We start from the raw sequence: 21,827 nt of genomic DNA, 5'->3' as shown, positions 1-21,827 counted from the left end.
ATTCGCTTGTCAGTTGTGATCATTTTCTGTCACACCCGCCGGTCTAAACCTGTTCAGTTTTTGATAAAGTCTGCGAATCTTTCATGTGAAGGATCCGGGGGAGTCACATGAACACTTGGGCCCCCTGGACTACGAACGGATGGACGGGGGCCTAGTCGCTGTCGTTCTCGTGACTGAGGGGTTATGGCCAAGCTGTCCTTGCGCGCTGTCCAGAAGCTCACCTGCAAGAAGCGTGACGCCTGGTGGACGGTGATTCTGGTCGACCCGGTCGCAACCCGGGTACTGATCCGGATCGCACGGTTCGGATTCATCACTCCCAACGGGGTGACCTGGGGCGCTCTCTTCGTCGGCCTCGGTTCGGCGGGCTTCTTCCTCCGTGGCGACACGCAGTCCCTGATCATCGGCGCGGCCCTCTATCACGTCAGCTTCATCCTGGACTGCATCGATGGGAAGCTGGCCCGTCTCAAGGGCAACGGCACCGTCTTCGGCGGATGGCTGGACTACGTCTTCGACCGCATCCGAGTGCTGTTCTGCGCGCTCGCCCTGATGGGTGGTCAGTACCTGCGTACCGAGAGCGCCTGGTACCTGATCGCCGCGCTCGTCGTGGTCTTCCTCGACATGCTCCGGTACGTCGACGCCCTCCAGATCTACAAGATGCGCATGTCGATGCGTACGAAGATCGAGAAGGTCAAGGAGGCGGCCCGGCTGGAGGCCGAGCAGGCGCAGACGGTGGCTCCTCAGGAGCCGAAGGTCGTCTTCATGGAGGACCTGCTCCGCGAGAACCCCGGGGTCGAGGCCGAGATCCTCAAGCAGCAGGCCGACGGCGTCGTCGACCTGCACGCCCAGTTCCGCGACCGCTTCCCCTGGTACACCCGGCTGCGCCAGGCACTGTTGCGCAGCCGCGTGCGGCCGCACCTCATCAGCGGCATCGAGTTCCAGATGTTCATCTTCATCGTCGGGCCGCTCATCGGGCAGATCCTCTGGACCACCGCAGCCTCCGCGATCCTTCTCGGCCTCTTCGAACTCGTGATCATGTACAAGTTCTGGCTCTCCACCCGTGACTTCACCCGGGTCATGGAGGAGCTCGCCCCCGCCGCCACCCCGGGGGGCACCGTCGCGAACCATCTGCGTGCCGGCCGGCACCGCCGCGCCGCAGACCTCGACCAGGCGGCCGCCCCTGACCGTGGCGTCGGCGCGATACCCGTGGAGCAGCGCTTCCCGGCCCCCGAGCCGTACGAGGACCCGGGCTTCCAGCCTTACCCGGAACCCCACTTCGACGCCGGTTATCTCTACGGGAGCCCGAGCGACAGCATCTCCGCAGGACCGTCGGCCCCCCATATCCACCCGCCCCGGCCACATGCTGATGTGCACTGGGCGGAGGTCGAAGGGCCCCTGCGATGAACACTCCGGTCGCCTCCCCGCAATACCAGGTCTCCATCGTCATCGGGGCGTTCAACGCAAGTGCCACCCTGGGCCGCGCTCTGGAGTCGGCGTTGCGCCAGACCCATCCGCGGGTCGAGGTGATCGTCGTGGATGACGCCTCCACGGACGGCACGCTCGGCGTCGCCCAGGAGTACGCCGCGCGCGACCCCCGGGTCCGTATCGTCGAACGCACACACAACAGCGGTGGCGTCGGCGCCCCACGCAACAACGGCATCGCGGTGGCCACCGGCCACTACCTGATGTTCCTTGACGCAGACGACGAACTGCCGCACAAGGCCTGCGAGTCACTCCTGGAGTCGGCGCTCGCCACAGGCGCCGACATCACCGCGGGCCGTGCCCTGCGCGTGAACCTCGCCAAGGACGAGATCACGATCTGGCAGCCGCAGCTGTACGGCACCGATCGCACCGTCGAGGGCGGGCTGCGCGTCATGCCCGAGCTCTTCGAGGACCCGATCGCCGCGGCCAAGCTCTACCGGGTCGACTTCCTCCTGGACAACGGCATCCGGTTTCCCGAAGAGGTCTTCTTCGAGGACACCTACTTCTCCACGGTTGCCTGGTACTGCGCGCGGTCCGTCACCCTGATGGCCACCCCCGTGTACCGGTGGATCTGGGAACGGGAGACCGACGCTCCCTCCATCACCAACCGCCGCGGCGAGCTGCGCAGCATCCGCGACCGGGTGCTGGTGCACCAGTACGCCGACGCCTTCCTTATCCACAACGGTGCCGAGGACCTGCTGGCGCACAAGGCGGCGAAGTTCCTCTCGCACGATCTGCGGCTGTACACCCCGGAACTGCGCGCGGGTGACGAAACGTTTCGGAAGGGCTTCGCGGACCTCGTCGCGCCGTATCTACGCACTCTTCCGCCTGGCGTCTACGACCTGTGCGGACCGCTGGAGCGGGTCCGCGCCTTCAGCCTGCTCCACGGTCGCGTCGACCTGGCGCTCACCGTCTCGGACTACACCCAGCGACGCAGCGTGCTCAGCTCCGACCTGGTGGAACGAAACGGCAAGGTCTATTGGTCGGCGGCGCTGCTGGGCCGGCCGCACGCGGAGCGCTTCCTCGATGTCACCGACCTCGATCTGAGCGGCAACAGCCTTTCCGACTCCCGGCTGTTCAACCAGGCCACCCGGGCGGAGATACACGACGGCACGCTCCACGTCAGCGGCTACATCCGTAACCAGTTCGGCCGGGTCGGCCCCAAGGACAGACTGGAACTCACCGCCGTACTGCGCCGCCGCAGCACGAAGGCCGACCACACCTTCGACGTCACCGGGATAGACGTCGACGACGACTTCATCCACTACCACACCACCGTCGACCTGGACGCGACCCTCGGCAAGGCGGGCCGGGCCGGCAACTGGAACCTCTTCGTGCAGATCCGGCACGGCGGGGAGCGGGCCACCACCACGGTCTGCGTGACCGGACTCGACATCGAGCGGGAGCGCTACCGCGGCGACGGAGCGACGTACGAGATCTACGAAACGGTCAGTGGCAATCTCGCCCTGCGTCCCGAGACGGCCGAGCAGCAGGCGACCGACCGACCGCGCGGCACTCCCTGGCTCTGGTGGCAGGACAAGCCGGCCGTAGGGGTCGTGAACCGCAGGTCAGACAAATACGCGGCCGCCCTCGTCGTGCACTGCCACAACGACGAGTACAACCTCTACGAGTTCCTCAGCTCGCTTCTTGCCCAGCGCGAGTTCGCGACGACGCAGGTGATCCTCGTCGATGACGGGTCCACCGACGCGACCGCCGCGCAGCTCGCCGACTTCGCTGCGTTCCACGCCAATACCGAAGTGATCAGCCAGATCGCCCTGGGAGCTCGCTCCAGCTTCGACAACGGTCTGCGGTACGTGAAGGCGCCGTATGTGGCCTTCGCCCGTGCCCAGGACATCCTGGGCGAGAACAGCATTGGCCGGCTGGTCGCCGCCGCCCGCCGGGTCAAGGCCGATGTGGTGGTCGGGGACCAGGACAACTTCCCCGGCGCGCGCAGGTTCGGCGACGAACCGTGGAAACGGTACTTCGAGAAGGACGCCCCCCAGGCGGAACGGCTCGACGACATCCCATACGTGATCTTCTCCACCGAACTGGGCGGCAAGCTGTTCAAGACCTCGCTGCTGCGCCGGCACGGGCTGCGCAGCGGTTACGGCCCCGGCTTCGAGGGTGCCTGGCTCACCGTACCGGCGCTGCTGCACGCCCGTATCGTGACCACCGCACCGACGGCCACCTCCTTCGAACGCGACCCCCAGCGCCGGGACTCGATGTTCGACCTGGCCTGGAACGACCCGGTGAAGACCCAGGAACTGATCCGGCTCTGCCGCCACATCGTCCGGATGACGGAACGCCTGAACGTGCGGGCCGCCCGTCTCGCGATGCGATTCGTGGTCCGTACGATGCAGCCGCATCTGCGCAACATCCACCGGATCATGAGCCGTGCGGAGATCGCCGGGATCTTCCCTGTCCTCGTCGAGATCTATGAGCAGATTCCCGACGACCTGGTCCTCCAGTATGCGACCGCTCCCATGGCACAGCTTCAGCACCACGCCGTGCGGACCGGCAACTACGAGCTGTTCTGCGACCCGTACGCCAAACCGGCCTACCGCCCCGAGCTGCTCATCGACGACGCGGGCATGCACCGGCGCCTGGAGGAGGACCGCACCGAGACCACCCTGCTGCGAGTCGACCGCCAGAAGGCCGTCCTGGAGACCTTTGTCGTCGACGGCGAACACCTCAGGTTCGAGGGCCTGCTGGTCTTCTCGGGCGTCGACATCAGCCGACCGTTCAGCAACCGCATCGAACTCGTGCTGAGCGACGGTGTCGAAGAGGCACCCCTCACCGTCGAGCAGGTCTACCGGCGCGACCGCTGGAGGGCACGCAAGGAACAGGACTGGTACGCGGGCTGGCGCGCCGTCGCCCGCCCGGGAGACCTGACCCGCCTCTCCAACCGCGATCTGACCCTGCGGATGCGTGTCCACGACGGCGAGCGCCGGCACGACATGCCGGTCGAGGCCCGTCAGATGCTGCACCGCTTCAAGGGCGTGCAGCGTTCGGGCCGTGCCCGGGTGCGGATGACCGTCGGCAGCAACGAGACGGTGATCCTGCGCCGGGTCACCGGCCCGCTGCGCAAGGCGCGGTACGCGCTGGGCCGCTTCCGTGAGGAGCTGCGGAACTCGCTGCCCGGCCGTTCCGGCTGGCGCACCCGGCTGCTGTACTGGCTGACGTATCCGAAGCTGCACGGCAAGGATATCTGGATCATCGGTGAGCGCGAGGACACCGCGCAGGACAACTCGTACCACCTGTTCAAGTGGATCAGGGAGAACGAGCCCAGGCGCAAGGTGTACTACGCGATCAACGGAGACGCTGCGGACCGCGAGAAGATCGACCACCTGGGCCAGGTCATCGACCGGCTCTCCTGGAAGTACCGCGCCTACCTGCTCCACGCCACTCGGCTCATCAACGCCTACGACCTGGAGGCGTACCTTGGTTTCCCCGGCCTGTCCAAGCGGGCCTTCCTGCGCGGTTACGGCGATCTGCTGCGCTACAAGCGGGTGTTCTTGCAGCATGGCGTCGTCTACAACGATGTCGTCGGCTCCATCCATGCCCAGGTCACCAACGTCGACATGGTCCTCACCACCGGCCGCAGCGAGCGCGCCTACTACGCGGAGCACTGCGGCTACGGCTACGACCGGGTGGCCGCCACCGGCCTTCCGCGCTACGACGCGCTCAAGCCGGTGCACGGTCCGCGCAAGATCCTGGTCATGCCCACCTGGCGACGCGACATCGTGGCCCCCTCCTACAACAAGGCGGCCAAGCCGGAGATCCCCTTCGCGGCCTCCGAGTACTACCGGTTCTTCTCTGCACTGCTGCGCGACAAGCGGCTGCTGAAGGCGCTCCAGTACTACAACGTGGAGCTGGAGTTCATGCCGCACTACGAGATCAGGCCGTACCTGAAACACTTCCGGATCGACCACCCGTCCATCACGGTCTCCTCGACCGGACGGGACGTCCAGCTGGCCATGCGGGAGTGCTCGATGCTCGTGACCGACTACTCGTCGGTGTTCTTCGACGTCGCGTACATGGGCAAGCCGATCGTCTACACCAACTTCGACGACGAGGCGTTCTACAGCAAGCACTACAAGCGCGGCTACTTCGACCTCGCTCGCGACGGCTTCGGCCCGGCGTGCGGACGCGTCGACCAGGCGGTCGACGAGATCATCGCCTCCATCACCCGCGACTTCGAGGTCGAGCCCGAATTCCGCCGCCGCGCGGAGGAGTTCTTCGTCCTGCGCGACACGAACAACTGCGAGCGGGCCTTCGACGTGATCGATTCGATGGACGCCGCCGCGGGTGGCGATCCAGGCCGGATGTCCACCCCGCTCGTCATGGGGCGGCCCGAAGAGAACCAGCGTGAAAGGGCGTGACGACGTGCGGCATCTGAGGGTCTTCCTGGCTGGCGACTCCAGCGTGACCAGCCGTCCGCGGAGCATGGCACCGATGACCGGCTGGGGCCAGGTGCTCCAGATCTTCATCCAGAACGCCGAGGTGGTGAACGCGGCCCGAGCCGGAGCGAGTTCGCGCAGCTTCGTGGAGCGCGGCCGGCTCGACTGGATCCTGGAGAACATCGCCCCGGGCGATCTGCTGCTGGTCTCGTTCGGTCTGATCGATATGAAGCCCGGCGACGGCCGCTTCACGGAGCCGTTCGGCGACTACCAGTGGTACCTGCGTAAGTACGTGCTGGGCGCGCGGGCACGGGGGGCGCATCCGGTGCTGGTGACCAGTCACGAACGCCGGGTCTTCGACGATCACGGGAACATGCGACGTCCGCTCGGGCTCTACCCGACGGCCATGCGTGAACTTGCCGCGGGCCTGTCCGTACCGCTCATCGACCTCAACGAGTGGAGCGTCAACTGGTGGCGTCAGGCGGGGGCGGAAGGGACCAAGCAACTGTTCCTGTACATGGAGCCGGGCGAGGACCCCAACTTCCTCGAGGGCATCGCAGACAACACCCATCTCCGCGGCCATGGAGCCGTGGAATGCGCCCGGTTCGTGGCGGGGGAGATGTGCGCCCAGGGGGTACTGACCTCGAACCACTTCAGGAACCTCGAAGCGAAGGTCCCTGAGGCGGCCGTGGAGTTTCTCGACGACGAAGTCTTCGAGAAGTTGACCAAGTCTCGGGTGGGCGGTCGCGCCGCATCCGCGGAGATGAGTGAGGCCTTGTTGTGAACGACTGGTATCCACTTGTCCGTGCTTGGGTGACGCACCCCCAGATGCCACAGGTGGGCGGGACGCTCGAACTGTTCGCCGATATCGACCCGGCCCTGCCGGTCACGCCCGGCCAGGAGTTCGGCCTCGCCCTGTCCGTCACGCCAGTCGGCGGCGCCTACCGCACCTACGGCTATCTGCTCGACGACATGCTGGGCGACCACGCGAAGATGGTCCGCCACCAGGGCATGAGTCATCTGACGAACGGGCGGTACGCCACCTACGCGAGCGGCACGGACCCGCGCACGGTGAACTGCCTGGTCCGTATCCATGACGACGCCATCGAAGGAGCGGTGCTGCTGCCACGGGTGATCATTGGTCTGATGACGGCCCAGGGCGACAAGCTCATCCCCTCGACTGCGGTCTCGGACCTCGGGTTCCGGGTGCGACGCCACGTGCTGCGAGGACAGAGCATGGTGCTGCGACAGGGCGGCCGTGCGATGCTGCCTGCCGGCCACAGTCCGGTAGCCGGCCTGCGGTTCATCGGCGTCGGCATCGCCGGGCACGGCCTGCTCACCTGCGGAGCCGACGGGAGTGTCACTTATGAGGCCGACCCGGAGCACCTGGGGTACGACCGATTCGAATTGTGTTACGAGGACGACCGGGGGCACCGGGTGTGGTCGGAAGTGACGGTGCATATCGGAGGCTTCGGAGCCTCGCCCGGAGCGATAGCCGTTCAGCCGTGAATGTGGACCGTTCGGGTTTCCCTGTTCAGTTCAGCGTCACGGTCCCGGCCGGTGCGGAGAACAGGGAACCTCCGGTGCTCATCGATATATGCACCTCGTAATCACCCGGTACCGCGTTCTTCAGTGCAATTCCCTTGTAGCCTGACGTGGCGAAATAGGCGAAGTCATAGTTGCTGAAATCGCCGCGCCGGATGTGTCCGCGGATCGCTGCCGGCTTGCGTGACATGCCGAGTCGGAACGAATAGATGGTCCGGTCGCCACGCAGTACCAGGTAGTAGTTCGCGTGGCCGTGCTCCGCCGCTTCGATGCCATGGATGAAGAAAGTCCCCTCGACATGGAACGTGCGCTCCTTGAGCCAGGTGTTCTCCAGCGAGAAAGCCGTCTCCTGCGAGTACTGTCCGAGGATGGGACGCCGCAGCAGTCGCACCTTCTTCGTATCACCGATGAGCGATATCTCGGTCCCGCCGAAAGGCCGCCGCAGGTCGAAGGGACGGCGCGCGGCCAGCGCGGTACGCCGGTCTATTCCTTCGGCAGGGCTGGCCACTCGTACCGAAAGGTCGTATGCCCCGGCCGGGAGCTCATTCACCAGAATTCCTGAGGGGCTCTCCGGCTCGAATCCACCATTGGGATAGTCGCAGGCGAAGCGGTCGAAGTACAGGCTGTACAGATGCTTGGCCTCGGTGGATGCCAAGGGGAACTCCCAATGGCGGCCACCGGCCCCTTCCGCGACCAGGGTCTTCGTCAGGAAACCTTGCGAGTAAGGAGCTTCCCCCGGGATGAACGCATGCCCGGAAAGAAGCAGTCCGGCGCCGCGGATGTCCTGTTTGTTGAGCACCGCGATCAGTTGGTCGGACTGGCGCAGCTCCGTCAGGTAGATGCTCCGCTCCACCTCGTTGACCTGCGAATTTCCGTTCTCCACAAAGCCCAGCCGGGGCTCAGCGCCCTCGGTGAGGGAGGCCAGGACGCCGGTGACGAGCGGCAGGTTGTATCCGGACACCTCGCCGTGCTGGCGCACCATCGAGGAGTTCGTACGAATGAAGTTGAAGTTGGCGCACCCCCAGAACAGTTGGAGATGCGGATTGATCTCCTTCTCGTACTGTTCGTCGGCTTCGGAGGTGAACAGGTAGATGTTGTGTCCCTGCCCGCCGTACGCATTGAGCAGGCTGGGGATAGCACTGTTCAGCGAGTCGACGTTCTGCTGCGGCATCATTTCGCCGAGCATGTACCGGCCCGTTTCCGCCCGGTCGCGCACATAGTCGCCGATGAGGAACTGAGGTACGACCGTGACAATGTTCCGGTATCCGTACTTCAAACCGAAATAGAGGGCCGCACTTCCGCCCTTCGACACACCCAGCAGGCTGACCTGCTCACGCGTCAGGCCGAGCCCCGACATCGTTCTCTCGATCAGCCCGGCGACTGCCCCCTCGATACCGAAATCCATGTCCCGGCAGAGGTAGTAGCTGTAGTGCCCGTCGAACTCGTCACGGATCCAGAGGATGTTGGCGCGCAGATCGTTCAGTGATTTTCCGGCGAAGTGATAGCCGTTGGGTGCTGCGAAGCCCGAGAAGATGACGATCAGGTGGCGTGCGTCACCCTCTGCCGGGCGAAAGCGGTACTCCACGGGGAACGGACCCGAAGCGTCTGTGGAGGTCACTACACTCCGAGGGTCGATCGCCGCACGATTCGGCACGAGAGGAGGGATTGGTGCAGTCATCGAGATACCCTTGCCTGCTCTGCTGTGATTCCGGACACGCTTCCCGCGGAAGTGCGTTTGAGTGTATCCGTCCACCACTGTGCCAGTCGACCCCGAATTCAGGGTGGCCGCACTGCTCGGGCGATCTGCCGGTTGATAGCATCTGCACCGTCATATGGCGGATTTCTAAAGGTGAATCCAGGCACACATGCACGGCCCCGACCCCGCTCGGTGCCCGGAACAGGGGGCTTCGTGAACGGACGTTGGTCCGTACGAGTTGCGGCACTGGCCCTTGCGCCACTGCTGGCCGGGTGCAGTGCCCGGTCGGCCTCCGACACGGGGAGCAGTGGCCGGGACGGCGATGTACCCACGCATGCCTCGTCCCCGTCCGCCATAGACCCTTCCGCCCAACCTCTGCCCGACGGCGTCTCGTTCACCCAGTCGGTCCGGACGCTGGACGACGGCAGTCCGGTACGGACGAGCGTGCTGACGGTGGCCCAGGACGCAGCCGTGGACGTCGAGGGCGTGCACGGCGCCTCGGTCGCGACCACCGACACCGTCCGCGAGCTGGCACGCCGAGCGGGCGCGGTCGCGGCTGTCAACGGCACCTTCTTCGACTCGGACTCCGTCCGCTACAAGGGCGATCCGCTCGGCCTCTACATGTCCCGCGGCACGCTGCTGAGCGAGGCGGCGGGCGGCCGTACCGCGCTGATCCTTCCGGGCCCCGGAGAACGCCCCCGCATCACCGAGCTGCGCTCCGCCACCCACGTCACCTCCTCCGACGGCTCACGCGCCGTCGTGGACGGCACCGACCGGGTACCGGGCCGGATAGTCGGCTGCGGGGGAGTGGGCGGCGACCGGCTTGCCGGCACCGGCGCGCTGACCACGGACCCGCTCCCGGGGCGGATCTGCGAGGACTCCGACGAGATCGTCGACTTCCCCGCGCAGTGGGGCACAGCGACCCCGCACGCGGGGACGGGAAGCGTCGAGGCCGTCCTCGACGCCCGATCCACGGTGACCGGCGTACGCAGCCCCGCAGGGGGCGTGGTGCCTGACGGCGGCCGGACGCTGGTGGGCATCGGTTCGGGGGCCGACTGGCTGCGTGCGCACGCACGGCCGGGCCGGACTCTCACCGTGTCGTCCGTCCTGACCGACGCGCACGGAGTGCGGGTCGACGTGAACCGGGCCTCGGTCTTCGGGGCGGGCCCGGCGCTGGTCCGATCCGGCCGGATCTGGATCAATGCCGCGATGAACGGAGTCTCCGAGGGAGCGGTGCGCACCCGTTCGCCCCGCACCGTCGCCGGAGTCCGCGCGGACGGCACCCTGCTCCTCGTCGTGTTCGACGGGCGCAGGCCGGGCGTCAGCGAGGGCGTGACTCTGCCCGAGGCGGCGGACTGCCTGCGCTCTCTCGGCGCGGTTGACGCATTGAACCTCGACGGCGGGGGTTCGAGCACGATGGTGGTCAGGGACCGGGTCCGCAACAGCCCGTCGGACCCCGGCCGGACCGACGACCGCCGCCAGCGGAAGGTCTCGAATGCCATCGCGGTCATTCCCCGGAAGGGTCGCTGAGCGTCGCGCGACACGACGAACGGGCCGTACGGAGGTCTCTCCGTACGGCCCGCTGCCGTTGTCGACCAGGTACTACGCGGGAACGCTCGCCACACCCTGCGCCAGGAACTTCTTGCCGTTCACCCGCTCCGAGACGCCCTCACGGTCCAGGTACGGCGTGATGCCGCCCAGGTGGAAGGGCCAGCCCGCACCGGTGATCAGGCAGAGGTCGATGTCCTGGGCCTCGGCGACGACGCCCTCGTCCAGCATCAGACCGATCTCCTGCGCCACCGCGTCCAGGACGCGGTCGCGGACCTGCTCCTCGGACAGGACGACATCGCCCTGCTTGAGGAGCGCGGCGACCTCCGGGTCCAGCTCCGGCCGGCCCGACTCGTACACGTAGAAGCCGCGCTTGCCGGCCTTGACGACCGCCGCGAGGTTCTCGGAGACGGTGAAACGCTCCGGGAAGGCGCGGTTCAGGGTCTCGGAGACATGCAGACCGATGGCCGGGCCGACCAGCTCCAGGAGCACCAGCGGGGACATCGGCAGACCGAGGGGCTCGATGGCCCTCTCGGCGACATCGACCGGGGTGCCCTCGTCGATGACGTTCTGGATCTCGCCCATGAAGCGGGTGAGGATGCGGTTGACGACGAACGCCGGGGCGTCCTTCACCAGTACCGCGGTCTTCTTCAGCTTCCGTGCCACACCGAACGCCGTGGCCAGCGAGGCGTCGTCGGTCTGCTCGCCGCGGACGATCTCCAGCAGCGGGAGGATCGCGACCGGGTTGAAGAAGTGGAAGCCGACGACCCGCTCCGGGTGCTGCAGCTTCGAGGCCATCTCGGTGACCGAGAGGGACGAGGTGTTGGTGGCGAGGATCGCGTGCGCCGGGGCGACCGCCTCGACCTCCGCGAACACCTGCTGCTTGACGCCGATCTCCTCGAAGACGGCCTCGATGATGAAGTCGGCGTCGGAGAAGCCCTCGGCCTTGTCCAGCACACCGGTGACCAGGGCCTTGAGGCGGTTGGCCTTGTCCTGGTTGATCCGGCCCTTGCCGAGCAGCTTCTCGATCTCGGCGTGGACATAGCCCACACCCTTGTCGACGCGCTCCTGGTCGATGTCGGTCAGGACGACCGGCACCTCCAGGCGGCGCAGGAAGAGCAGCGCCAGCTGCGAGGCCATCAGACCGGCGCCGACGACGCCGACCTTGGTGACCGGGCGGGCCAGGGACTTGTCCGGGGCACCGGCCGGGCGCTTGGCACGCTTCTGGACCAGGTTGAAGGCGTAGATCCCGGAGCGCAGCTCGCCGCCCATGATCAGGTCCGCGAGGGCCTGGTCCTCGGCGTCGAAGCCGGCGCTCAGGTCGCCGTCCTTCGCCGCGGCGATGATCTCCAGCGCGCGGTACGCGGCCGGAGCGGCGCCGTGCACCTTGGAGTCGGCGATGGCCTTGCCACGGGCGACGGCCTGGTCCCAGGCGTCACCGCGGTCGATCTCGGGGCGCTCCACCGTGACCGTGCCGTTCAGCACGTTCGCGGTCCAGATCAGCGACTGCTCCAGGAAGTCCGCACCCTCGAAGAGGGCGTCGGCGATCCCGAGCTCGAAGACCTGCTTGCCCCCCAGCTGACGGTTCTGGTTCAGCGAGTTCTCGATGATCACCGAGACAGCGCGGTCGGCACCGATCAGGTTCGGCAGCAGGGCGCAGCCGCCCCAGCCCGGGACCAGACCGAGGAAGACCTCGGGCAGCGAGAACGCCGGCAGCGCCTTGGAGACGGTGCGGTACGAGCAGTGCAGACCGACCTCGACACCGCCGCCCATCGCCGCGCCGTTGTAGTACGCGAACGTCGGGACCGCGAGGCCGGAGAGGCGACGGAAGACGTCGTGGCCGCCCTTGCCGATGGCGAGCGCGTCGTCGTGCTTCTTCAGCAGCTCGACGCCCTTGAGGTCGGCGCCGACCGCGAAGATGAACGGCTTGCCGGTGATACCGATACCGGTGATCGCACCCTCGGCGGCTTCCTTCTCGACCTGGTCGACGGCGGCGTTCAGGTTCGCCAGCGACTGCGGTCCGAAGGTCGTCGGCTTGGTGTGGTCCAGGCCGTTGTCCAGCGTGATGAGGGCGAACCTGCCCGCACCCGCCGGGAGGTCGAGGTGGCGTACGTGCGCCTGCGTGACGACCTCACCCGGGAACAGCTCGGCTGCGCCCTTCAGAAGCTCAGTGGTGGAACTCACTTGTTGCCTCCGTCGAAGTTCGGGTTCTCCCAGATGACCGTCGCGCCCATGCCGAAGCCGACGCACATGGTGGTCAGGCCGTAGCGGACTTCTCGCTGCTCCTCGAACTGGCGGGCCAGCTGCGTCATCAGACGCACACCCGAGGAGGCCAGCGGGTGGCCGTAGGCGATGGCGCCGCCGTACTGGTTGACGCGCGCGTCGTCGTCGGCGATGCCGTAGTGGTCGAGGAAGGCGAGCACCTGGACGGCGAACGCCTCGTTGATCTCGAAGAGACCGATGTCACCGATCGACAGACCGGCCTTGGCGAGGGCCTTCTCGGTCGACGGGATCGGGCCGTAGCCCATGACCTCCGGCTCGACACCCGCGAAGGCGTACGAGACGAGGCGCATCTTGACCGGGAGACCGAGCTCGCGGGCGACGTCCTCGGCGGCGAGCAGCGAGGCGGTGGCGCCGTCGTTGAGACCGGCGGCGTTACCCGCGGTGACGCGGCCGTGCGCACGGAACGGCGTCTTCAGACCGGCCAGGGACTCCAGCGTGGTGCCCGGACGCATCGGCTCGTCGGCGGTGACCAGGCCCCAGCCCGTCTCGCCGGCCTCGGCGTTGGTGCGGCGCACGGAGACCGGCACCAGGTCCTGCTGGATCTTGCCGTTGGCGTACGCCTTGGCGGCCTTCTCCTGGGAGCGGACCGCGTACTCGTCGGCGCGGAACTTGGTGATCTGCGGGTACCGGTCGTGCAGGTTCTCCGCGGTCATGCCCATGAAGAGGGCGGACTCGTCGACCAGCTTCTCCGATACGAAGCGCGGGTTCGGGTCCACGCCCTCGCCCATCGGGTGGCGGCCCATGTGCTCGACACCCCCGGCGACGACGACGTCGTACGCGCCGAAGGCGATCGAACCGGCCGTCGACGTGACGGCGGTCAGGGCGCCCGCACACATGCGGTCGATGGAGTAGCCGGGCACCGACTGCGGCAGACCGGCCAGGATTCCGGCGGTCCGGCCCAGCGTCAGGCCCTGGTCGCCGATCTGCGTGGTCGCGGCGATGGCGACCTCGTCGATACGGGCGGGGTCCAGGTCCGGGTTGCGGCGCAGCAGCTCCCGGATGGCCTTCACGACGAGATCGTCGGCGCGGGTCTCGTGGTAGATGCCCTTCGGGCCCGCCTTGCCGAACGGGGTGCGGACGCCGTCGACGAAGACGACGTCCCGGATGGTACGAGGCACGATGGCTCTCCTCCAGGGTGCGGGATGGCACTGCTGCGGAGCACGCCCCAGAGGCGCGCCGCACCCCCTCATGCTACTTGTGAGTAACCAGACTGCCCACCCCCCACGGCGGGAGCGGCGAAGGTCACATGCGGGCGGGGCGGGCGCGCGGCCGTTGCACCCTCCATTGCCGGACGCGCCGGACGCGCCGGACGCGCCGGACGCGCCGGACGCGCCGGGCAGGCCGGACACGCCGCGCAGGCCGCGCAGGCCGGAAATACCGATCGCCGGGCGGGCTCGCGATGAGCCCGCCCGGCGATGGACGAGACGGCGCGGCCGCGGGCCGCTCAACCTGGCCCGAATTCGACCTAGGAAAACCGCTCAGGCGGCCTCGGCCAGCGCGCGGACCAGCAGCGGCGCCACCTGTTCGACCTGCCAGCGCCGCGCCCCGTACGAGGTGAGCACGTCCTCGACCGCGCCCGGTGTCGGACTCTTCGGCGGCTCCCAGCAGACGCGGCGCACTGTATCCGGCGTGATGAGGTTCTCCTGCGGCATGTGCAGCCGCTCGGCGAGCTCCGACACCGCGGCCCGGGCCGCCGACAGCCGGGCGGCGGCTGCCGGGTCCTTGTCCGCCCAGGAACGCGGCGGCGGCGGGCCCGCGAGAGGCTGGCCCGGCTGAGGGAGCTCGGCTTCGGGCAGCGCCTTGGCCCGGTCGACGGCCGCCTGCCACTGCTCCAGCTGACGCCGTCCCATCCGGTGACCGAAGCCGGGCAGGGCGGTCAGGGCCTGGACATTGGCCGGCAGCGAGAGGGCCGCTTCGACGATCGCCGCGTCGCCGAGCACCTTGCCGGGCGAGATGTCGCGGCGCTGCGCGACCTGGTCGCGGGCGTTCCACAGCTCCCGTACGACCGCCATCTGGCGGCGACGGCGGACCTTGTGCATACCGGACGTGCGGCGCCACGGGTCCTTGCGCGGGGGAGCGGGGGGCGCCGCGGCGATCGCGTTGAACTCCTCCTGCGCCCACTCCAGCTTGCCCTGACGGTCGAGCTCCCCCTCCAGGGCGTTACGCAGATCGATCAGCAGCTCGACATCGAGCGCGGCATAGCGGAGCCAGGGGTCGGGCAACGGGCGGGTGGACCAGTCGACGGCGGAGTGCCCCTTCTCCAGCGCGTAGCCGAGCACGCTCTCGACCATCGCGCCGAGGCCGACCCGCGGGAATCCGGCAAGCCGCCCGGCGAGCTCCGTATCGAAGAGCCCGGTGGGGGTCATCCCTATTTCGCGCAGACAGGGCAGGTCCTGGGTGGCGGCGTGCAGGATCCACTCACTGCCGTGCAGTGCCTCGCCGAGCGACGACAGGTCGGGGCACCCGACCGGGTCGATCAGCGCGCTGCCCGCACCCTCACGGCGCAGCTGCACGAGATAGGCGCGCTGGCCGTAGCGGTAGCCGGAGGCGCGCTCGGCATCGACGGCGACGGGGCCGGTGCCCGCGGCGAAGGCCGCGACCACCCGGGCGAGGGCGTCGTCGGAGGCCACCACCGGGGGAATGCCCTCGCGAGGTTCGAGCAAGGGGATCGGCGCCGGGGCGACGTCGTCCGGGGGAGCGCCCCCGGTGGTTCGCAGTGAAGTGTCTGCTGCGGTCTCTTGGGCGTCGGTCACGTGTCAAGGGTATCTGTGTATGTACGGCGCCCGTCGACGGAACGTTCCGTCGACGGGCGCCGATGAATGTAAACCAGCCGGGTCCGTATCTCGGTACACGCCGGCCGGCGTGCGGGGGTCAGTGGATGATGCCCGTGCGCAGGGCCACGGCGACCATTCCGGCGCGGTCACCGGTGCCGAGCTTGCGGGCGATGCGGGCGAGGTGGCTCTTGACCGTCAGGGCGGAGAGCCCCATGGAGACGCCGATGGCCTTGTTGGACTGGCCCTCGGCAACCAGCCGGAGCACCTCCACCTCGCGGCCGGACAGTTCGCGGTAGCCGCCCGGGTGGCTCGGGGTGCCGGGGGGCCGGCGGTGCATACGGGCGGCATTGGCGCCGATGGGGGCGACGCCGGGTCGGGTCGGGTGGCCGATATTGGTGCGCGTGCCGGTGACGACATAGCCCTTCACGCCGCCCGCGAGGGCGTTGCGTACGGCGCCGATGTCATCGGCGGCCGAGAGGGCGAGGCCGTTCGGCCAGCCTGCGGCTCGGGTTTCGGACAACAGGGTCAGCCCGGAACCGTCGGGCAGATGGACGTCGGCAACACAGATGTCGCGCGGGTTGCCGACGCGGGGACGGGCCTCCGCGATGGACGACGCCTCGATGACGTCACGTACTCCGAGGGCCCACAGGTGGCGGGTGACGGTGGAACGGACGCGGGGGTCGGCCACGACGACCATGGCCGTCGGCTTGTTCGGGCGGTAGGCGACCAGGCTTGCGGGCTGCTCTAGGAGAACGGACACCAGGCCTCCTGGGGAGTGGCGGGACGGCCCGGCTCGGGGATGAAGCCGGGGCGAACCGTGCTTGAAGGGTCATTGACCTCTTCGGCAGCAGACCCGTCCTCCTTTAGAGGAAGATCACGATTTCATGCGTAACAATTCGGGCAAATCGGACGGGCGATCGATTGTACGAAAAGAATGCCGGTAGCTGTGCGAAGGCTGTGACGCAGCGTCACGGACAGGGCCCGGCTGCCGGGACGCGCGTCACGGCCCTGTGCGGAATGCTCCGGCCGCCGGGACGAGTGTGCGGGATCCGGGCTACGGCACCGGCGGCGGGACGCTGCAGGCGGGACGGGGTGTCCGGGGGTACGGCGGCGCGACCGGGCGTACGGGACCGGGGGTGCGGATACGGCGGCGGGACGGGGCGTGCGGGATCCGGCTGCGGAGCGATGGGCCTCGCCGGCGTGGGAAGCCGGGGTGCCGAACCGGCGTGCTGGACCCCCTTCCGGCGGCCGACGGGCCGAACCTGCGTCCTGGATCCGGTGCCGGACCGGCGAGAAGGAAATCGGCACAACGGAATCCGTGCGACACGGAACCGGCGTACGCCGGATCCGCCTCCGCGTCCGCCCTGATCACCCACACGGCGCATCCGGCCTACGCACCCACATGGCGCATCCGGCCCGCGCATCCGGCCCGCGCCGCCGGGGCCGGGCCGCCGGGGCCGGCCCGTGGAGCCCGCCCGCGCAACCCCCGCTACGGCGCCTGCGGCCCGCGCCGCTGGGGCAGTGTCACCACTGCCGCGTCGGCCGGTCCCGACGGCGGCAGACCGGCGATCTGGCACAGCAGATCTCCCCACGCCGCCAGGTGCGCCGCCGTGTCCGGCACCCCGCCACGCCCCTCGCGCGGCGTCCAGGACGCACGGATCTCGATCTGGGTCGCCGGGCGCCGCTCGGCCAGCGCCCCGAAGTAATGGGAACCGGCGCGGGTGACCGTGCCGCCCGCCTCCCCGTACAACAGGCCCCGCGCCTCCAGCGCGCCGGTCAGCCAGGACCAGCACACCTCCGGCAGCAGCGGGTCGGACGCCATCTCCGGCTCCAGCTCGGCGCGTACCAGCGTCACCAGCCGGTATGTGCCCTGCCAGGCGTCATGCCCGGCCGGATCGTGCAGCAGCACGAGGCGGCCGTCGGCGAGATCGTCCTCGCCGTCGACGACCGCCGCCTCCACGGCGTATGCGTGCGGAGCGAGGCGCTGGGGCGGCCGGGTCGGCTCCACTTCCAGCTCGGGGCGGAGCCGCGCGGAGCGCAACGCTTCCACCGCCGACCGGAACGCGGGCGGGACGGAACTGCCCTCCGCACTGTCCTTGCCGTCAGCGCTGTCGGAATGTTCGGAAAATTGTCCCTGAGCCGGAGCCATGCGGGGAAGAGTAGGCGGAACCGGAGCCTCGTGCAGGGAGGGACACCCTGCGGGACTCGGCTCCTTACCGCTTCATGCGAAGATTCTGTGCGTGAGCGCCAACCACAGCCCCTCGGGCCAGCAGACGAAGACCTCCGCCACCCATGAGTCGGCGTTTCTGAAGGCATGCCGCCGCGAGCCCGTGCCGCACACGCCGGTCTGGTTCATGCGTCAGGCGGGGCGCTCACTGCCCGAGTACCTGAAGGTGCGCGAGGGCATCGCGATGCTCGACTCCTGCATGATGCCGGAGCTGGTCACCGAGATCACGCTGCAGCCCGTACGCCGCCACAAGGTCGACGCGGCGATCTACTTCAGCGACATCGTCGTCCCCCTCAAGGCCATCGGGATCGACCTCGACATCAAGCCCGGCATCGGTCCGGTCATCGCGGACCCGATCCGTACCCGGGCCGACCTGGCCCGGCTGCGTGACCTCACGCCGGAGGACGTCCACTACGTCACCGAGGCCATCGGGATGCTCACCGCGGAACTCGGGTCGACGCCGCTCATCGGGTTCGCCGGTGCGCCGTTCACTCTCGCGAGCTACCTCGTGGAGGGCGGCCCGTCCCGCAGCCACGAGCGCACCAAGGCGATGATGTACGGCGAGCCGGAGCTCTGGGCCGAGCTGCTCGACCGGCTGGCCGAGATCACCGGTGCGTTCCTGAAGGTGCAGATCGAGGCGGGCGCCTCGGCCGTGCAGCTCTTCGACTCCTGGGTCGGCGCGCTCGCGCCCGCCGACTACCGCCGCTCCGTGATGCCGGCCTCCGCGAAGGTCTTCGACGCGGTTGCCTCGTACGGTGTCCCGCGCATTCACTTCGGTGTCGGTACCGGTGAACTGCTCGGGCTGATGGGCGAGGCGGGCGCGGATGTCGTCGGCGTCGACTGGCGGGTCCCGATGGACGAGGGTGCGCGCCGGGTCGGACCGGGCAAGGCGCTCCAGGGCAACCTCGACCCGGCGGTGCTGTTCGCGCCGACGGCGACGGTGGAGGCGAAGGCACGCGAGGTGCTGGACGCGGCCGCCGGTCTGGAGGGTCACATCTTCAACCTGGGGCACGGCGTGATGCCGACGACCGACCCGGACGCACTGACCCGGCTCGTCGAGTACGTCCACACGCAGACGGCCCGCTGAACCGGTCACCGAAACGCACGCTGCTCGCCGTGAAACCCTCGGGTGCCACGGCGAGCAGTGCATACGGGGGCGCTACGGGCAGTTGATGGGCGGGTTACCGGAGTTCACCCGGCAGAAGTCGGCACCGGCCCCGCCGTCGACGTGCCGTTCACGGTCGGGCCCGACGAGCGGGGCGATGACGAGTGAGGCGGCGCGGAACGCGCGTGCAGAGTTTCGGATCACGCGATCGATTCAACTCAACGTGTCCGTTGCGTCGCAATCGGTGACCGTGGGGGATCGTCCGTCCGCCCGATGGCGGAGAGTGCCCTACACACCCGCCGCGCGCACGGCCTGGACCGTCTTGCGTGCCGCCACCAGGACCGGGTCCCACACCGGCGAGAACGGCGGGGCGTATCCCAGGTCGAGCGCCGTCATCTGCTCCACCGTCATCCCCGCGGTGAGTGCGACCGCCGCGATGTCGACGCGCTTCGCCGCTCCGTCCCGGCCCACGATCTGTACGCCGAGCAGCCGGCCCGTGCGGTACTCCGCGAGCATCTTCACCGTCATCGGCTGAGCGCCCGGGTAGTAGCCCGCCCGCCCCGTCGACTCGATCGTCGCCGTGACGAACCGCAGCCCCGCCGCGCGGGCGTCCTTCTCCCGCAGCCCCGTCCGGGCGATCTCCAGGTCGCAGACCCTGCTGACCGCCGTCCCGACCACGCCCGGGAATGTCCCGTACCCGCCGCCCGCATTGGAGCCGATGATCTGGCCGTGCTTGTTGGCGTGGGTGCCCAGCGCGATATGCCGGGTGCGGCCCGCCACCAGGTCGAGAACCTCGACGCAGTCACCGCCCGCCCAGATGTTGTCGTGCCCGACGACCCGCATCGAAAGATCGGTGAGCAGACCACCGTGCGGGCCGACCGGGAGGCCGGCCGCGCGGGCCAGCGTCGTCTCCGGTTCGACGCCGATGCCGAGCACCACCACGTCCGCCGGGTAGGTCCCCTCCTCCGTGGCGACCGCGGTGACCCGGCCGTCGGCACCAGTGATGATCTTGCTGACCCGGGCCCGGTTCACGGTCGTGATGCCCAGACCGTCCATCGCGTCATGGACCAGGCGCCCCATGTCGGGGTCGAGCGTCGCCATCGGCTGCTCCCCGCGGTTGAGGACCGTCACCTCGAAGCCGTGCTTCAGCAGCGCCTCCGCCATCTCGACGCCGATGTAACCGGCGCCCACCACGACCGCGCGCCGGCCGGGCGCCCGGTCCAGGGAGTCCAGCAGCGCCTGGCCGTCGTCCAGGGTCTGCACCCCGTGCACCCCGGCCGCGTCCATGCCGGGCAGCGCGGGGCGCACCGGCCGGGCACCGGTCGCGATCACCAGCTTGTCGAAGTCGGCCCAGTACGTCTCGCCGGTCTCCCGGTCCAGCGCGCGCACCCGCTGCCCGGCGACATCGATCTCCGTCACCTCGGTGCGCATCCGCAGATCGATGGCGCGGGCCCGGTGCTCCTCGGGCGTACGGGCGATGAGGTCGTCCCGCTGCTCGACGTCCCCGCCGACCCAGTAGGGGATGCCGCAGGCGGAGTACGAGGTGAAGTGGCCGCGCTCGAAGGCGACGATGCCCATCTCGTCCGGCCCCTTGAGCCTGCGGGCCTGGGACGCGGCGGACATGCCCGCCGCGTCCCCACCGATGACCACCAGTCGCTCCGCTGCCATGCCGGGTCCCTTCGAGCGTCGAGTCCGAAGGGTCCACGCTACGGCCCTCAGGGAGCGGACGGAGTCTCCGGAGGTACGGGGGCGTGCTCGGCCGCCCGGGGCGTGGCCCGCCGGGGGAGTCGGGTGCGCACCAGCCGCCAGAGCAGCAGCAGCGCGGCCGCGGCCGCCAGGAACGGCGCCGCCGCACCCACCGCCATCGCGATCCACTTCACCATGGTCACGAACGCGTGCCAGCCGCCGCCGAGCGCGTCCACGAACCCCGGATCGTCGTCGTCCGCGCCCTGAGCCGCCGACTCCGGCTCGGAGAGGTCGAGGGTGATCGTCGCCAGGGTGGTGCGGTCCTTGAGCGACTCCTGCCGGGCGAGCAGCGACTCCAGCTCTGCCTGGCGATTGCTCAGTTCCCCTTCCAGGGCGACCACATCGGCAATCTTCTCGGCCCGGTCCATCAGTTTCCGGACCCGGGCGACGCTCGCCCGCTGGGTGGCGATCCGGCTCTCCACGTCGACGACCTGATCGGTGACGTCCTTGGCCTCCGACGTACGGGACAGCAGCTTCCCGCCGCCCGCCAGCTTCCGCAGCACGGCGTCGTACTCGGCCTGCGGCACCCGCAGCACCAGGTGCGACGTCTCGCGCAGGTCGTCGATCCGGTCGGTGGACTCGTTCGCCACGAGCCCGCCCGCATCCTCCGCGACCGAACGGGCCGCCGCGGCGGCCTTCGGCACGCTCTTCACCTCCACGGAGAGCGAGGCCTTCCGGATGACATGGGTGGTGGTCAGCGCGGGGGACCCGGTCGACCGAGCCGGGCTGCCGTCGGTGGCACCCCGGTCCGACTTCCCGCCGGCGGAGTCGGCGCGCTCCGCAGGAGCTGCCGCCTTGTTGTCCGCGGAGTCCGCCATGCTCTTGCTGTCAGAGCTGTCGTCGGCGCCGCCGCAGCCGCTCAGCACGAGCAGCGCGGCAAGCATCCCGGCGGCGAGCACCGCGCGCGGACGACGGGTGGACGAACGGCTCGAATGACGCGCTCTCTGCATAACTGCTCCCCCTGGGCGGGTGGTTGATGGTGTCGGTTCGACGTGCGAGACGGGGGTGCGGGTTGCCCTTTACC

15 protein-coding genes are annotated in these 21,827 nt (G+C 68.9%); 6 read left to right on the top strand and 9 right to left on the bottom strand.

Features of this window, described 5'->3' with window-relative positions; all coding sequences use genetic code 11:
• The first annotated feature begins 183 nt into the window (after positions 1-183).
• From OG395_RS17330 to OG395_RS17315, 4 genes are all read left to right on the top strand, one after another.
• Positions 184-1,401, top strand: a complete 1,218-nt coding sequence (locus tag OG395_RS17330) for a CDP-alcohol phosphatidyltransferase family protein (protein WP_327243768.1) — start codon at positions 184-186, stop codon at positions 1,399-1,401.
• Positions 1,398-5,861: a bifunctional glycosyltransferase/CDP-glycerol:glycerophosphate glycerophosphotransferase gene (locus OG395_RS17325; RefSeq protein ID WP_327243767.1), complete on the top strand. Its 4,464-nt coding sequence runs from the start codon at positions 1,398-1,400 to the stop codon at positions 5,859-5,861. Before OG395_RS17330 ends, OG395_RS17325 begins: the two co-directional genes overlap by 4 nt.
• Positions 5,862-5,934: 73 nt before the next feature.
• Positions 5,935-6,663, top strand: coding sequence for a rhamnogalacturonan acetylesterase (locus tag OG395_RS17320; RefSeq protein WP_327243766.1), 729 nt, complete (start codon positions 5,935-5,937; stop codon positions 6,661-6,663).
• 29 nt (positions 6,664-6,692) lie between these two features.
• Positions 6,693-7,388, top strand: coding sequence for a hypothetical protein (locus OG395_RS17315; RefSeq protein ID WP_327243765.1), 696 nt, complete (start codon positions 6,693-6,695; stop codon positions 7,386-7,388).
• 25 nt (positions 7,389-7,413) lie between these two features.
• On the opposite strand, the gene OG395_RS17310 is transcribed toward OG395_RS17315, so the two are convergent.
• The gene (locus OG395_RS17310) at positions 7,414-9,042 is read right to left on the bottom strand and encodes a hypothetical protein (protein WP_327243764.1); all 1,629 of its coding nucleotides are present in this window, start codon (positions 9,040-9,042) and stop codon (positions 7,414-7,416) included.
• 291 nt (positions 9,043-9,333) lie between these two features.
• Here OG395_RS17310 and OG395_RS17305 point away from each other — a divergent pair, with 291 nt between their 5' ends.
• Positions 9,334-10,650, top strand: coding sequence for a phosphodiester glycosidase family protein (locus OG395_RS17305; protein WP_327243763.1), 1,317 nt, complete (start codon positions 9,334-9,336; stop codon positions 10,648-10,650).
• A 72-nt stretch (positions 10,651-10,722) separates the two neighbouring features.
• Here OG395_RS17305 and OG395_RS17300 read toward each other — a convergent pair whose 3' ends face one another.
• From OG395_RS17300 to OG395_RS17280, 5 genes are all read right to left on the bottom strand, one after another.
• Positions 10,723-12,852: a 3-hydroxyacyl-CoA dehydrogenase NAD-binding domain-containing protein gene (locus OG395_RS17300; protein WP_327243762.1), complete on the bottom strand. Its 2,130-nt coding sequence runs from the start codon at positions 12,850-12,852 to the stop codon at positions 10,723-10,725.
• Complete coding sequence (locus OG395_RS17295) at positions 12,849-14,069, bottom strand: thiolase family protein (RefSeq protein ID WP_327243761.1); 1,221 nt, start codon at positions 14,067-14,069, stop codon at positions 12,849-12,851. Before OG395_RS17295 ends, OG395_RS17300 begins: the two co-directional genes overlap by 4 nt.
• Positions 14,070-14,429: 360 nt before the next feature.
• Positions 14,430-15,704, bottom strand: coding sequence for a ribonuclease D (locus OG395_RS17290; RefSeq protein ID WP_327243760.1), 1,275 nt, complete (start codon positions 15,702-15,704; stop codon positions 14,430-14,432).
• A 118-nt stretch (positions 15,705-15,822) separates the two neighbouring features.
• A complete protein-coding gene (locus OG395_RS17285) occupies positions 15,823-16,485 on the bottom strand; it encodes a helix-turn-helix transcriptional regulator (RefSeq protein ID WP_024488613.1) in 663 nt (220 codons plus the stop codon).
• 729 nt (positions 16,486-17,214) lie between these two features.
• Entirely contained in the window at positions 17,215-17,874 is a 660-nt protein-coding gene (locus tag OG395_RS17280; RefSeq protein ID WP_327243759.1) for a DUF3000 domain-containing protein, read from the bottom strand.
• A 91-nt stretch (positions 17,875-17,965) separates the two neighbouring features.
• Between OG395_RS17280 and hemE the strand changes: the two genes are divergently transcribed.
• A complete protein-coding gene (gene hemE, locus OG395_RS17275; protein WP_327243758.1) occupies positions 17,966-19,039 on the top strand; it encodes a uroporphyrinogen decarboxylase in 1,074 nt (357 codons plus the stop codon).
• A 72-nt stretch (positions 19,040-19,111) separates the two neighbouring features.
• On the opposite strand, the gene OG395_RS17270 is transcribed toward hemE, so the two are convergent.
• The 3 genes from OG395_RS17270 to OG395_RS17260 all read right to left on the bottom strand — a co-directional run bounded on the left by OG395_RS17270 (position 19,112) and on the right by OG395_RS17260 (position 21,753).
• Positions 19,112-19,261: a hypothetical protein gene (locus tag OG395_RS17270; RefSeq protein ID WP_327243757.1), complete on the bottom strand. Its 150-nt coding sequence runs from the start codon at positions 19,259-19,261 to the stop codon at positions 19,112-19,114.
• Between the two features lie 84 nt (positions 19,262-19,345).
• Positions 19,346-20,725, bottom strand: coding sequence for an FAD-dependent oxidoreductase (locus tag OG395_RS17265; RefSeq protein ID WP_327243756.1), 1,380 nt, complete (start codon positions 20,723-20,725; stop codon positions 19,346-19,348).
• A 47-nt stretch (positions 20,726-20,772) separates the two neighbouring features.
• Positions 20,773-21,753, bottom strand: a complete 981-nt coding sequence (locus tag OG395_RS17260) for a DUF4349 domain-containing protein (protein ID WP_327243755.1) — start codon at positions 21,751-21,753, stop codon at positions 20,773-20,775.
• Between the last annotated feature and the right edge of the window lie 74 nt (positions 21,754-21,827).

Origin of the sequence: Streptomyces sp. NBC_01320 (assembly GCF_035974375.1) — a bacterium.
GTDB classification, from domain to species: domain Bacteria; phylum Actinomycetota; class Actinomycetes; order Streptomycetales; family Streptomycetaceae; genus Streptomyces; species Streptomyces yanii.
This window is presented reverse-complemented; position numbering and strand designations above follow the sequence as displayed.